At 67.3% G+C, this 13,954-nt stretch carries 11 protein-coding genes; all 11 read left to right on the forward strand.

All coding sequences use genetic code 11. The features are described from left to right. Window position 1: 1 nt before the first annotated feature. Window positions 2–766: an imidazole glycerol phosphate synthase subunit HisF gene (gene hisF / locus ACTIIH_RS02395; RefSeq protein WP_101593434.1), complete on the forward strand. Its 765-nt coding sequence runs from the start codon at window positions 2–4 to the stop codon at window positions 764–766. Next, window positions 763–1,119: a phosphoribosyl-AMP cyclohydrolase gene (gene hisI / locus ACTIIH_RS02400; RefSeq protein ID WP_101553487.1), complete on the forward strand. Its 357-nt coding sequence runs from the start codon at window positions 763–765 to the stop codon at window positions 1,117–1,119. The genes hisF and hisI overlap by 4 nt, the downstream gene beginning before the upstream one ends. Beyond that, a complete protein-coding gene (locus ACTIIH_RS02405; RefSeq protein ID WP_241241397.1) occupies window positions 1,109–2,662 on the forward strand; it encodes an anthranilate synthase component I in 1,554 nt (517 codons plus the stop codon). The genes hisI and ACTIIH_RS02405 overlap by 11 nt, the downstream gene beginning before the upstream one ends. A 4-nt stretch (window positions 2,663–2,666) precedes the next feature. Further along, window positions 2,667–3,215 carry a Trp biosynthesis-associated membrane protein gene (locus tag ACTIIH_RS02410; RefSeq protein WP_441450297.1) on the forward strand — a complete coding sequence of 183 codons (549 nt, stop codon included), beginning with the start codon at window positions 2,667–2,669 and terminating at the stop codon, window positions 3,213–3,215. A gap of 96 nt (window positions 3,216–3,311) precedes the next feature. Then, entirely contained in the window at window positions 3,312–3,581 is a 270-nt protein-coding gene (locus ACTIIH_RS02415; RefSeq protein WP_101553490.1) for an HGxxPAAW family protein, read from the forward strand. Then, window positions 3,578–4,375, forward strand: coding sequence for an indole-3-glycerol phosphate synthase TrpC (trpC, locus tag ACTIIH_RS02420; RefSeq protein WP_101553491.1), 798 nt, complete (start codon window positions 3,578–3,580; stop codon window positions 4,373–4,375). The genes ACTIIH_RS02415 and trpC overlap by 4 nt, the downstream gene beginning before the upstream one ends. Before the next feature lie 126 nt (window positions 4,376–4,501). Beyond that, window positions 4,502–5,716, forward strand: coding sequence for a tryptophan synthase subunit beta (trpB, locus tag ACTIIH_RS02425; RefSeq protein WP_441450298.1), 1,215 nt, complete (start codon window positions 4,502–4,504; stop codon window positions 5,714–5,716). Then, window positions 5,713–6,504, forward strand: a complete 792-nt coding sequence (gene trpA, locus ACTIIH_RS02430) for a tryptophan synthase subunit alpha (protein WP_101553493.1) — start codon at window positions 5,713–5,715, stop codon at window positions 6,502–6,504. Before trpB ends, trpA begins: the two co-directional genes overlap by 4 nt. Next, complete coding sequence (locus ACTIIH_RS02435) at window positions 6,501–7,547, forward strand: prolipoprotein diacylglyceryl transferase (protein WP_101553494.1); 1,047 nt, start codon at window positions 6,501–6,503, stop codon at window positions 7,545–7,547. The genes trpA and ACTIIH_RS02435 overlap by 4 nt, the downstream gene beginning before the upstream one ends. A 185-nt stretch (window positions 7,548–7,732) precedes the next feature. Next, a complete protein-coding gene (gene gltB, locus ACTIIH_RS02440) occupies window positions 7,733–12,433 on the forward strand; it encodes a glutamate synthase large subunit (protein ID WP_101553495.1) in 4,701 nt (1,566 codons plus the stop codon). After that, entirely contained in the window at window positions 12,426–13,889 is a 1,464-nt protein-coding gene (locus ACTIIH_RS02445; RefSeq protein ID WP_101553496.1) for a glutamate synthase subunit beta, read from the forward strand. Before gltB ends, ACTIIH_RS02445 begins: the two co-directional genes overlap by 8 nt. The last annotated feature ends 65 nt before the right edge of the window (window positions 13,890–13,954 follow it).

A 13,954-nucleotide genomic window follows, 5' to 3' on the forward strand; every position in this document is an offset into this window, starting at 1 on the left:
CGTGGTAGCTGTCAGAGTCATCCCCTGTCTGGACGTCGACGGCGGACGCGTCGTCAAGGGAGTGAAGTTCGCCGACCTCAAGGATGCCGGCGACCCCGTCGAACTCGCCCGCCGCTACGGCGAATCCGGAGCCGACGAACTCACCTTCCTCGACGTCACGGCCAGCAGCGGTGACCGGGAGACCGTCCACGACGTCGTCCGCGCCTGCGCCGAAGAGGTCTTCATCCCGCTCACCGTCGGCGGAGGCATCCGCAGCGTCGCCGACGTCGACCGTCTGCTGCGCGACGGGGCCGACAAGGTCTCGGTCAACACTTCGGCGGTGACGAACCCGGAGCTCATCAGTGAGATCTCCCGGCACTTCGGCAACCAAGTCCTCGTCCTCTCCCTCGACGCCCGCCGGACACAGGGGACGACCACGGCATCCGGATTCGAGGTCACCACCCGCGGCGGCCGCGAAGGCACGGGACGCTGCGCCATCGACTGGATCCGGGAAGCCGCCGACCGCGGGGTCGGCGAGATCCTGCTCAACTCCATCGACGCCGACGGCACCCGTGAGGGATTCGATCTCGAGCTCATCCGTGCCGCCCGCGCCGCCGTCGACGTGCCGCTCATCGCCTCGGGCGGAGCCGGCAAGGTCGAACACTTCGCCCCGGCGGTGGAAGCAGGAGCCGATGCTCTGCTGGCCGCCAGCGTCTTCCACTTCGGCACTCTGAGCATCGCCGAGGTCAAGGACGCACTGCGGAAGGAGGGAATCGAGGTCCGATGAGCAGCGATATCGATGCCACCCCGGAGAACTGGCGGGAGATCATCCGGCTGAACGACGACGGACTCGTCCCCGTCATCGTCCAAGAGGCCACGAGCCGCGACGTGCTCATGCTCGCCTGGATGGACGTTGAGGCCGTCTCCCGCACACTCGAGACGAAGCGGGCCACCTACTGGTCCAGGTCCCGGCAGGAATACTGGGTGAAGGGCGAGACCTCCGGCCATGTCCAACATGTCCGTTCACTTGCCCTCGACTGCGATGCCGACGCCCTGCTCATGCTCGTCGACCAGACCGGACCCGCCTGCCATACGAACACCCCGACCTGCTTCACCGGAAGGATCATCAGTGTCGACTGACCCAGCGGCGAACCCGACCGACCTGCCGATCCGACCCAGCCTCGACCAGTTCCGAGCCCTCGGCGCCGAACACCGGCTGGTACCGGTCCACACCCAGGTACTCGCGGACTCGGAGACCCCGCTGAGCCTCTACCGCAAACTCACCGACGGCGGACCGGGAAGCTTCCTCTTCGAATCCGCCGTCGCCGGTTCCTGGGCCCGGTACTCCTTCATCGGATCCGCACCGGTGGCCACCCTCATCTCGACCGATGACGGATTCCACTGGACCGGCACCCCGCCGGTGGGCATCCCCACCGACGGCGACGTCCTCGACGCGGTCACCGCGACTCTCGAGCTCCTCGCCGTGGCCGAGGCGGAATCGGAGCTGCCGCCCATGGTCTCGAGCTTCGTCGGCTATTTCGGGTGGGACATCGTCCGCCGCTTCGAGAAGCTCGGCCCGCCGCGGCCCAACGAACACCACCTGCCGACCGTGCAGCTGATGATCCCCGGCGATATCGCCGTCTTCGACCACTATTCGGGAATGGTCACCCTCGTGGCCAACGTGTTCAACGTCAACGGCGCCGATACCGGCATCGACGACGCCTACGCCTCCGGAGTCGAACGCATCGCCGCGATGTGTGAGCGCCTCCAGCAGCCCAGCCCAGCCGATATCCTGCGCCCCAGGAAGGCCGACCCCGAGGTGGCCACCCGTACCGAACCGCAGGTGTACCTCGACGGTGTGGAGACGGCGAAGCAGAAGATCGTCGACGGAGAGATCTTCCAGGTCGTCGTCGGCCAGCGCTTCGACACCCCCTGCGATGCCGATGCGCTGAGTGTGTACCGGATGCTGAGGCATGCGAACCCGAGCCCATTCATGTACCTGCTCAACCTCCACGACGACGGAGGGGAGCCGGTGAGCATCGTCGGCTCCTCACCGGAAGCGCTCGTCACCGTCCGGTCCGGAGAGGTGGTCACGCACCCGATCGCCGGTTCTCGCCCCCGCGGTGCCACACCGGAAGCTGATGACTCCCTGGCACGGGAGCTCCTGGCCGATGAGAAGGAGCGAGCAGAGCACCTCATGCTCGTTGACCTCGCCCGCAATGATCTGGCGAAGGTCTGCGCGGCCGGAACCATAGACGTCAGCGAGTTCATGGACATCGTCCGCTACAGCCACATCATGCACATCAGCTCGACCGTGCGCGGTGAACTCGAGCCCGGAACCACCGCCATCGACGTGCTCCGGGCGACCTTCCCCGCCGGGACGCTCTCGGGTGCGCCCAAACCCCGGGCGCTGCAGATCATCGACGAGCTCGAACCCGTCGGACGCGGAATCTACGGGGGAGTGGTCGGCTACATGTCCTTCACCGGTGACCTCGATCTGGCCATCGCCATCCGCACCGGAGTGCTCCGGGACGGCACGATGAGCGTCTTTGCCGGAGGTGGGCTCGTCGCCGATTCCGTGCCGGAGACCGAATACCAGGAATCCGAGAACAAGGCCGCGGCCGTGCTGCGTGCGGCCGCCGCGGCCGACGCGCTGCGCACGGGCGAAGGAAGCCGGAGGTGAGGCCATGACGAAATCACGCGGAGTCCTCATCGTCCTCGTCATCGCCGCCGCACTGTGGGCGCTGACGATCTCCGCCTGGCAGGCCGGCGCCGGCGGCGACACACTCGGACCCACCGGTGTGGCGAAGGTCACCGAGGATGCGAGTTCGCAGGCCTCGCCCGTGGCCACCGCCTGTGTGGCGATCATCGCCGTCTCGGGTCTGCTCGCCGCAATGCTCGGTCGGATCGGACGCTTCGTCGTCCTCGGTCTGGCCGGGATCGCCGGCATCGGCTACGGGTTCACGGCCCTGAGTGCCGCCTCGGCGCCGGGAGCGACTTCCTGGGCGATCATCGCGGCAGTGGCTGCGGGCATCGGCGCCATCGGCATCATCTGGGTCGCCGTCGCCTCGGACGGGTGGACGAACTCCAACCGCTACGCCCGCACCGCCGAATCCGCCGGCGGGGAATTCGACTCGGCCGCGACCTGGGACGCCCTGTCCCGCGGAGACGACGTCGAGGACGCCCCCGACGATGAAGAGCCGAACGGTCCTGATGCCGAGCGGGATTCGAAATGACCTTGTGACCGGGTCGGTGTCCGGTCAGCAGACGAAGCGTGACACAATGGAGGAAAGATTCCACACGCGTGTCACGCACTCACACTAAGGAGCGCCATGTCGCAGTCCATCGCCCGCAACGGGGCCGCAGATCTCGACAAATCCACGATCGACTACGCAGCGATCGCCGATCCCGGTCACGGCAACTCTGTGGCGGGATGGACCGGAGTCATCATCATGCTCATCGGCGTGAGCGTCGGCTGTGTGGGCTTCACGATCCATAACCCCACGATCACCTACATCGCCATCGGCATCGTCGCCCTCGGCGTCGTCGTCGGACTGATCCTGCGTGCCGTCGGGCTGGGCAACAAGCCGAAGAAGAAATGACGGTTCTGGGCGACATCATCTCCGGTGTGCGGGACGACCTGCAGTCACGCCGGAGAGAGGTTCCGTTGAGCGCGATCACGGCTCGGGCCGCAGCGGCCGAACCGGTCCGTCCCTTCGACCTGTCCGCCGACTTCGGCGTCATCGCCGAGGTCAAGCGGAAATCGCCCTCCCGTGGGGACCTCGCCCGGATTCCCGACCCGGGCACTCTCGCGGGCCTCTATGCCGCCGGCGGAGCCCGGGCCATCAGCGTGCTCACCGAGGCCCGCCGCTTCAACGGCAGCCTCGCCGACCTCGACTCCGTGCGGGCGTCCGTGGACATCCCGGTGCTGCGCAAGGACTTCATGGTCGACGAATACCAGTTCCATGAGGCCCGTGCCCACGGCGCCGATATCGTGCTGCTCATCGTCGCGGCCCTCGATCCCATCCAGCTGGGCGACTTCCATGCCCTGGCCACGGAGCTGGGGATGACCGCGCTCGTCGAGACCCACAACCGCGAAGAACTGGAGATCGCTGCCGCGCTCGGTGCCGAACTCATCGGCGTCAACACCCGCAACCTCAAGGATCTCAGCGTCGACACCGACCGGTTCGCACCTCTGGCCGATCTCGCCCCGGCCGGCTGCACCCTCGTCGCGGAGTCCGGCGTCGCCGGTGCCGCCGAGGTGACGAAGTACGCGGATGCCGGCGCCGACCTCGTGCTCGTGGGCGAAGCCCTCGTCACCGGCGGTCGTCCGCAGGCCGCGGTCGACGAGTACACCGCGCTCGGCCGGGAACAGCGCTCCCTGTCCGCATCCTGAACCCGCCCCCCGTCGGCTGCCTGAAGTGGCCGACGATGGGCCGATACCGTACCCATCCGGTCGTCGGGCGCAGCGGGGCCCTCCGCCCCGCTCGACGACACCACGAGGAGATCGAGAAGGATCGCAATGACCGATTTGAGCCAGGAGACAGGACCGTACTTCGGCGAGTTCGGAGGCAGGTTCATCGCCGAAGCGCTGATCCCGGCGCTCGACGAGATCGAAGAGACCTGGCGCAAGTCCCAGGTGGACCCGGCCTTCACCGACGAACTGCTCACCCTGCAGCGCAACTACATCGGCCGTCCCTCTCTGCTCACCGAGGCCACTCGCTTCGCCGAGCACTGCGGTGGGGCGCGCGTGTTCCTCAAACGCGAAGATCTCAACCACACGGGCAGCCACAAGATCAACAACGCACTGGCTCAGGCGCTGCTGGCGAAGCGGATGGGCAAGACCCGTCTCATCGCCGAGACCGGAGCCGGTCAGCACGGAGTCGCGACGGCGACAGCGGCGGCCCTGCTCGACATGTCCTGTGTGGTCTACATGGGTGAGGAGGACACCCAGCGTCAGGCTCTCAACGTCGCGCGCATGCGTCTGCTCGGCGCCACGGTCAACGCCGTGACCAACGGCACGCGCACGCTCAAGGACGCGATGAATGAAGCCCTGCGCGACTGGGTGGCCAACGTCGACGACACCCACTACGTCATCGGCACGGTCGCCGGCCCCCACCCGTTCCCGGCGATGGTCCGCTCGTTCCAGAAGGTCATCGGCATCGAAGCGCGCGAGCAGATCCAGGAGCTGGCCGGCCGTCTGCCCGATGCCGTCTGCGCCTGCGTGGGCGGCGGATCGAACGCGATGGGACTCTTCGCCGCATTCCTGTCCGATGCCGATGTGAAGATCTACGGCTTCGAAGCCGGCGGCGAAGGAGTCGACACCGGCCATCACGCCGCTCGGTTCTCCGCGGGGCGCCCGGGCGTCCTCCACGGCTCGGCCACCTACATCCTCCAGGACTCCGACGGACAGACCCTGGCCTCCCATTCGGTCTCCGCCGGCCTCGACTACCCGTCGGTCGGTCCCGAACACTCCCACCTCCACGACACCGGCCGGGTGACCTACCAACCTGTCGTCGACGACGAGGCGATGGAGGCCATGCGGCTTCTTTCCCGCACCGAAGGCATCATCCCCGCCATCGAATCCGCCCACGCTCTGGCCGGGGCCATGCGCATCGGCCGTGAGCTCGGACCCGATGCGGTCCTGCTGGTCAATCTCTCCGGCCGCGGCGACAAGGACATGACGACCGCCGCGAAATGGTTCGACTACATCGACGAAGGAGCGGTGCAGGTATGACGCACGCAGGCCCACGCACAGGAACCACCCTCGACGCCGTCGCCGAGGCGGGCCGCAAGGCCGCGCTCATCGCCTACCTGCCGGTCGGCTTCCCCACTGTGGCGGGATCGACCGAGGCCATGGTCGAACTCGTCCGCAGCGGCGTCGACATCATCGAGGTCGGCATGCCCTACTCCGATCCCGGAATGGACGGACCCGTCATCCAGCGTGCCGGTGAGACTGCCTTGGCCAACGGGGTGCGCACCGCGGACATCTTCACCGCAATCGAAGCCATTGCCGACGCCGGCGGCACCGCCGTCGTCATGAGCTACTGGAACCTCGTGCTCCAGTACGGCATCGACAGCTTCGCCCGCGATCTCGCCTCGGCCGGCGGCGGCGGCATCGTCACCCCCGACCTCATCCCCGATGAGGCCGGACCGTGGTTGACGGCGTCGGAGAAGCACGGCCTCGACCGCATCTTCCTCGCCGCACCCTCATCGACGCCCGAGCGGCTGGCCCGCATCGTCGAGAACAGCTCCGGTTTCGTCTACGCCGCCTCGACCATGGGTGTCACCGGCGTCCGCTCGGAAGTCGACAACCACGCCCGCGAACTCGTCGCCCGGCTGAAAGAAGCCGGTGCTGAACGCGCCTGCGTCGGCCTGGGCGTGTCGAACCGCGACCAAGCGGCCGAGGTCGCCGAATACGCCGACGGCGTCATCGTCGGTTCCGCCCTCGTCCGCGCACTGGGCTCCGAGGGAGCGGCCGGGGTCGGTCGACTCGCCGGCGAGCTCGCAGAAGGGTGTGCATGAGCTTCAGCCCGGCATGGGTCGTCTTCACCGTCCTCGGCATCGGACTCGCACTGTGGATGACAGGCATCCAATGGCGCTCCCGCGGCGGCCACAAGGGAGACCTGTGGGCCATCACGGTCGTCGGTCTTCCTGCCGCCGTCATCGGCGGGCGGCTCGGCCATCTGATCGCGGCGTCGGACACCTATTTCGGCCCCGCCGGCGATCCGTTGCGGGCGCTGGCCGTCTGGGACGGGGGCTTCAGCTTCTGGGGAGCGACCATCCTCGGCTTCGTCTCCGTGTGGGTGCTCACCCGCTTCCAGGGCATCAGGTTCCGACCGCTGCTCGACTCCGTCGCACCGGGACTCATCCTCGGCCACGTCGCCGGTGCCTTCAGCGACTGGTTCGACGGTCGCCTCGAACTGGTCACGGTCCTCACCGAATCGGTGTGGAACCTCATCGCCTGCATTGTGCTCATCATCGTCTCCAAGCGCCTCCGGCTCGGCTACGGCCAGGTCTTCGCCCTCTACCTGTGCCTGTTCGGCCTCGGCCGCATCCTGCTCGAAGCCCTGCGCGTCGGCAGCCCGGCCGCCGAGGATGCACGGCTCCTCCTGGGACTGCCGTTCAACGTGTGGACGGCCGTCCTCGCCCTGCTCATCGGTCTCTGCTGGCTCGTCGTCTCCCGTCTGCGCCACCGCACCCATGAGACCGGCGTCTACGCGCACGGATCTCGCACCCTGCTGCGTCGACACCGCCGTGGGAAGCACACCTTCGGGATCAATGCACCCAATATCGCCGAGGCGGCCGAGACCTCCGGAGCTCCGCTGCCGTCCGTGGCGCGGGTGGCCGACCCCGATGACCGCGCGAGCGCGGACGCGCCCGTCGCCGCGACTGACACCGAGGCTGACGAGATGGAGATCGAGCGCGAATCAGACATCGATCTCAGCGGTCGCCACAGCTTCGGTTTCTTCGGAGCCGTGACCTCGGCGATCTCGATCGTGCCCGATGTGCGCGGAAATTCGGCGCCTGCCTCCCACGAAGAGAACCCGCGAAGGTCCAACAAATGAGACGAATTGGTTCGCTGTTCGTTCCTTTGTCTGCTTTTTCTGAAATTGCACATGGTGTAAGTTAGGACTCCGGCTGTGAGAGTGATCTCACAGCCGGGTTCGGAAACGCTGTTTTTCGGACTCGTCCACACCGCAAGGGACAGCGCCGTCTTTTCGGGAAGCACTCAACACCGAGAAGGCAGGATATGAACCACAGCGCTCAGTCGACCCCCAAGACCACGGCCCCACCTGGCCGCATCGGTCTCTACGATCCGGCGCTCGAACACGACAACTGCGGCCTCGCGCTCATCGTCCGCTATCGCGGATCTGCCGACCACGAGGTCGTCGAACAGGCCCTGACCGCTCTGCGCAAGCTCGAGCACCGAGGCGGCATCGGTTCGGACGAGGGCACCGGCGACGGTGCGGGCATCACTCTCCAGGTGCCCCATGACTACTTCGCCGAGGTGCTCGCCGCCGACGGCATCGACCTGCCCGAGCCCGGCGCGTACGCCGTGGGCATCGGATTCTTCGCCCAGGACTACGGCCGCGATCTCAAGGCCGCAACCCCGCCGCTGTCGGAGAACGTGTCCCCGGACTTAGGCGCCGGCTCCGCGGCCGGCGACGAAACCCACGACGACCTCGTCGCCCGGATCGCCGCCGAGGAGGGCCTGCGCGTCCACGCGGTGCGGGATGTGCCCCACGATGACAGTGTGCTCGGCGACATCGCCCGGTCGACCATGCCGCGGATGCGCCAGGTCTTCCTCACTTGCGACGAGCGCTACCCGGCCCGTGACGACGCGGACCTCACCCGTCGCGCCTACATCGTGCGCAAGCGACTCGACCACGCGGGCATCTACTTTCCCTCGCTGTCCCCGGCGACCATCACCTATAAGGGGATGCTCTCGACCGGTCAGCTCTCTTCGTTCTACACAGAACTCCGCGACGAGCGGCTGACGTCGCGGATCGCACTGGTCCACTCGCGCTTCTCGACGAACACCTTCCCGTCGTGGCAGCTCGCCCAGCCATTCGGCACGATCGCTCACAACGGCGAGATCAACACCGTGCGCGGCAACCGCAACTGGATGCAGGCCAGGGAATCGAAGCTCGCCTCCGAACTCCTCGTCTCTCCCGTGCCCGAGACCGCGCGCAGCCTCGACCGGCTGTGCCCGATCGTGCCGCCCGGTGCCTCCGACTCGGCGTCGTTCAATGCCGTCGTCGAGCTCATGGTCGCCTCCGGACGATCGTTGCCGCAGACGATGCTGATGATGATCCCCGAGGCCTGGGAGAACAATCCGGGCATGGGCGAGGAGCGTCGGGCCTTCTACGAATATCATTCGCTGCTCATGGAGCCCTGGGACGGTCCCGCCTGTGTGGCCTTCACCGACGGCCGGCTCGCCGGCGCCGTCCTCGACCGCAACGGCCTGCGCCCGGCCCGGTACGTGATGACCGAGGACACGGTGGTGCTCGCCAGCGAGGTCGGAGTCGTCGATCTGCCCGAGTCCGAGGTCGTCGCCCGCGGCCGCCTCACCCCGGGCCGCATGTTCCTCGTCGACACCGAGTCCGAGCGCATCATCTCCGACACGGAGATCAAGAACCAGCTCGCCACCGACCACCCCTATTCCGACTGGGTGGACAGCTGCTCGAAGCGATTGAAGGATCTGCCCACCCGCGTCCACGTCACTCACCCGCAGTCCTCGGTCAGGCGCCGCCAGCGCACCTTCGGCTACACCGAGGAGGAGCTGCGAATCCTCATCTCGCCGATGGCCGAGACCGGGGCCGAACCGCTGGGTGCGATGGGCACGGACACCGCGATCGCAGCGCTCAGCCAGCGACCTCGCCTGCTCTTCGACTACTTCCACCAGAACTTCGCTCAGGTGACGAATCCGCCGCTCGACTCGATCCGCGAGGACATCGTGACGAGCATGGCTGCCGGGATCGGCCGAGAGGGCAATCTGCTCGAGTTCTCGAAGCCCGACTCCGCGCACATCCTGCTCGACCAGCCGGTCATCGACAACGACGAGCTCACGGCGATCGCGCACGTCAAGGGCAGCCACCTCGGCGTGGAGAACGCACACCCCTCCGTGATCCTCTCCGGCCTCTACTCGGTCAACGGGGGAGAGGACGCGATGGCCGAGCGTCTCGAGGCGCTGTGCGCCGAGGCGAGCGCGGCGATCGAGGCCGGCGCCGTGTTCATCATCCTCTCCGACCGGGACTCGACGGCCGATCTCGCTCCGATCCCGTCGCTGCTGCTCACCTCGGCGCTGCACCACCACCTCGTGCGCGAACGCTCGCGGACGCGGGCGAGCATCATCGTCGAGGCCGGTGACGTCCGCGAGGTCCACCACGTCGCGACCCTCGTGTCCTTCGGGGCGTCCGCGGTCAATCCGTACCTCGTCATGGAATCCGCCGAGGCGCTCGTCCGCTCGGACCGGATCCGGGGAATCAGCGAAGAGGCCGCAGTTGCCAACGTGCTCACCGCGCTCAACAAGGGACTGCTCAAGATCATGTCGAAGATGGGCATCTCGACTGTGCAGTCCTACCACGGGGCGCAGACCTTCGAGGCTCTGGGACTGTCCGAAGCATTCATCGACAAGTACTTCACCTCGACTCCGCACCAGCTCGGCGGCAGGGGCATCAGGGAGATCGCGGCGGAGACGAGTGCCCGCCACGGGGACTCCTACCGCGATGATCACCCCCGCCCCTCGCACCGGAACCTCAACGTCGGCGGGGAGTACCAGTGGCGTCGCGAAGGGCCGGAGCATCTGTTCAACCCGGAGACGATCTTCAAGCTCCAGCACTCCACCTCCACGGGACGCTTCGACATCTTCGGCCAGTACACGGCACAGATCAACGAACAGTCGCGCGAGCTCATGACGCTGCGCGGTCTCTTCGACCTCGTTCCACGCGAATCGGGCCCGATCGACATCTCCGAGGTCGAACCGGCCGAGGAGATCATGAAGCGGTTCTCGACCGGAGCGATGAGCTACGGTTCGCTGTCCCAGGAGGCCCACGAGACCCTGGCGATCGCGATGAACCGGATCGGCGGCAAGTCGAACACGGGCGAAGGCGGCGAGGACACCGAGCGGCTCATCGACCCCGAGCGCCGTTCGGCGATCAAGCAGATCGCCTCGGGGCGCTTCGGCGTCACGAGCCACTACCTCACCGAGGCCGACGACCTGCAGATCAAGATGGCGCAGGGAGCCAAGCCCGGCGAGGGCGGGCAGCTGCCCGGGACGAAGGTCTACCCGTGGATCGCGAAGACTCGTCACGCGACTCCGGGCGTCGGGCTGATCTCGCCTCCGCCGCACCATGACATCTACTCGATCGAGGACTTGGCCCAGCTCATCCACGACCTCGGCCGCGCCAACGCCAAGGCTCGGGTCCACGTCAAGCTCGTGTCCGCGATCGGCGTGGGCACGGTGGCTGCCGGAGTGGCGAAAGCCGGTGCCGACGTGGTCCTCATCTCCGGGCACGACGGCGGAACCGGAGCGAGTCCGCTCAATTCGCTCAAGCATGCGGGCACTCCCTGGGAGCTCGGCCTCGCCGAGGCTCAGCAGACCCTCGTGCTCAACGGTCTGCGCGAGAAGGTCAGCGTACAGGTCGACGGTCAGCTCAAGACCGGCCGGGATGTCATCATCGCAGCCCTGCTCGGCGCGGAGGAGTTCGGGTTCGCGACCACGGCCCTCGTCGTCTCCGGCTGCATCATGATGCGCGTGTGCCACAAGGACACGTGCCCGGTGGGTGTGGCGACCCAGAACCCGAAGCTGCGCGAGCGCTTCCACGGTCAGGCCGATCACGTCGTCAACTTCTTCACCTTCATCGCCGAGGAGGTCCGCGCCTACCTGGCGGCACTCGGCCTGCGCAGCCTCGATGAGGCCATAGGCGCGGTCGAGCGGCTGAGCATCGACGAGGAGCGGGCGGCCGCAACAGGGCTCGACCTCGATCTCGCCTCGATCCTCAAGGTCCCCGTCGACCTCCACGGCAGCTCCGACGTCGCACGCAAATGCGGCGAACCCGTCGACCGCGACTTCGCCGACGAGCTCGACCTCCGCCTGCTCGAGCAGGCCCGAGACGCCATCTCGGAGGGCACGGAGACGACGATCACCTCGGCGATCGAGAACACCGACCGCTCGGCGGGCACCCTGCTCGGCCATCACGTCACTCTCGCCCACGGGCAAGCGGGACTGCCGGACCACACGATCCGGCTCGAGCTGCGCGGAACTGCCGGACAGTCCCTCGGCGCCTACCTGCCGCAGGGGGTCAGCATCGAACTCCACGGTGATGCGAACGACTATGTCGGCAAGGGCCTGTCCGGAGGAATCGTCAGCGTTCGGCCGCATGCGGCGAACCCCACCCGACCCGAACACAACGTCATCGCCGGCAATGTGCTCGGCTACGGGGCGACGGCCGGCAAGCTGTTCTTCTCGGGACAGGTGGGGGAGCGGTTCCTCGTCCGCAATTCCGGCGCCGAGGCAGTCGTCGAGGGCATCGGCGACCACGGCCTCGAATACATGACTGGAGGTGTGGCAGTCATCCTCGGTGGCACCGGCCGGAACTTCGCCGCAGGCATGTCCGGCGGCACCGCCTATGTGCTCGACTTCAATCCGGCCCGACTCAATCCGAAGGAGCGGGCGGCCGGGGTCTTCCGCTTCACCGGCGTCGGTGTGGACGATATGGAGATCCTCGAGCGGCTGCTGCGTGAGCATGTCGAATGGACTGCCTCACCGCTGGCCGGCGAGCTCCTCGACGGACTGCGCCGAGGACAGGACGTCCTCTCCCGCTTCACGAAGATCATCCCCGTCGCCTACGCGACGGTCAAAGACATCCAGGACGAGTTCGTCGCGGCCGGCAAGGCCGTCGACTCGGACGAGGCCTGGCACACGATTCTGGAGGCGACCAATGGCTGATCCGCACGGATTCCTCACCGTCGAACACCGGGAGCTGCCGAAGCGGCGCCCCGTCCCGATCCGTCTCATGGACTTCAAGGAGGTCTACGAGGCGGGTGATCCCGAGCAGCTGCGACGGCAGGCGTCACGCTGCATGGACTGCGGCATCCCCTTCTGCCATCAGGGCTGCCCGCTGGGCAACCTCATCCCGGAGTTCAACGACGCGATGTACCGCGGCGAGCTCCCGCGCGCCGTCGAACTGCTCCACGCGACGAACAACTTCCCGGAGTTCACCGGGCGTGCCTGTCCGGCCCCGTGCGAGAACGCCTGCGTCCTCGGCATCAACCAGCCGGCAGTGACGATCAAACAGGTCGAGGTCACGATCGTCGATCAGGGCTTCGAGGCCGGTCTCATCCAGCCGATCATCCCCGAGCGGATCACGGGCCACACGGTCGCCGTGATCGGATCCGGTCCCACCGGGCTGGCCGCGGCCCAGCAGCTGACCCGAGCCGGGCATACGGTCGTCGTCTACGAACGCGCCGACCGCCTCGGCGGACTTCTGCGCTACGGCATCCCGGACTTCAAGCTGGAGAAGCACCACATCGATCGTCGACTCGATCAGATGCGTGCGGAGGGCACCCGCTTCAAGACCTCGGTCGAGGTCGGACGCGATGTCACGCTCGAATCCCTGCGTTCGAGCTTCGATGCCGTCATCGTGTGCACGGGTGCGACGGTTCCGCGCGACATGCCGATCCCCGGCCGCGATCTCGACGGGGTCGAATTCGCCATGGACTACCTCGTGCCCTCGAATCGGGATCAGGCGGGCGATCATCGCGGCCCCGAGGCCGACTCGTCGGCGTTCATCGATGCCGCGGGCAAACACGTCATCATCATCGGCGGCGGGGACACGGGCGCCGACTGCTTGGGCACTGCCCTGCGCCAGAAGGCCGCCTCGGTGACGACTCTGGCGATCGGCGCCCAGCCGCCTGCCGAACGCAGTGAGAGCGATCCGTGGCCGACCGTTCCTCGCGTCTTCGAAGTCCAGTCCTCGCACGAGGAGGGCGGAACGCGGAAGTACCTCGCCTCGACCACGCGCTTCGTCGGCGACGACACCGGCCGCGTGAGCGGGATCGAGGTCGCCGAGACCCAATTCGTCGACGGCCGCCGGATTCCGACACCGGGCACCGAACACGTCCTCGAGGCCGATCTCGTGCTGCTGGCACTGGGCTTCTCCGGACCGGAATCGGAATCGTTCGATCTCGACGTCGCGAAGACCGGAGCCTTCACCCGTGATGACTCCTACGCTTCGGAGACCCCCGGAGTCTTCGTCGCCGGCGATGCCGGACGCGGGCAGTCGCTCATCGTGTGGGGCATCGCCGAGGGGCGCGCCGCGGCCGCCGAAGTCGACCGGTTCCTCACCGGGTCGACGAGGTTGCCGGCACCCGTGCAGCCCACCGACGAAGGGTTCAAATGCTAAGATAGGTTATGTCAGAAATTGAGAAAAGGCGGTGGGGCGGCACAGCGCAGTGCCGTCCCACCGTC

Source organism: Brevibacterium sp. (genome assembly GCF_052105255.1).
Lineage (GTDB): Bacteria > Actinomycetota > Actinomycetes > Actinomycetales > Brevibacteriaceae > Brevibacterium > Brevibacterium linens_B.

What these genes read in the sequence shown, in the direction of transcription:
- ACTIIH_RS02445 (WP_101553496.1), top strand. Translation starts at nt 12,426, where the DNA reads ATGGCTGATCCGCACGGATTCCTCACCGTCGAACACCGGGAGCTGCCG.
- ACTIIH_RS02410 (WP_441450297.1), top strand. Translation starts at nt 2,667, where the DNA reads ATGACGAAATCACGCGGAGTCCTCATCGTCCTCGTCATCGCCGCCGCA.
- hisI (WP_101553487.1), top strand. Translation starts at nt 763, where the DNA reads ATGAGCAGCGATATCGATGCCACCCCGGAGAACTGGCGGGAGATCATC.
- ACTIIH_RS02435 (WP_101553494.1), top strand. Translation starts at nt 6,501, where the DNA reads ATGAGCTTCAGCCCGGCATGGGTCGTCTTCACCGTCCTCGGCATCGGA.
- trpC (WP_101553491.1), top strand. Translation starts at nt 3,578, where the DNA reads ATGACGGTTCTGGGCGACATCATCTCCGGTGTGCGGGACGACCTGCAG.
- trpA (WP_101553493.1), top strand. Translation starts at nt 5,713, where the DNA reads ATGACGCACGCAGGCCCACGCACAGGAACCACCCTCGACGCCGTCGCC.
- trpB (WP_441450298.1), top strand. Translation starts at nt 4,502, where the DNA reads ATGACCGATTTGAGCCAGGAGACAGGACCGTACTTCGGCGAGTTCGGA.
- gltB (WP_101553495.1), top strand. Translation starts at nt 7,733, where the DNA reads ATGAACCACAGCGCTCAGTCGACCCCCAAGACCACGGCCCCACCTGGC.
- ACTIIH_RS02415 (WP_101553490.1), top strand. Translation starts at nt 3,312, where the DNA reads ATGTCGCAGTCCATCGCCCGCAACGGGGCCGCAGATCTCGACAAATCC.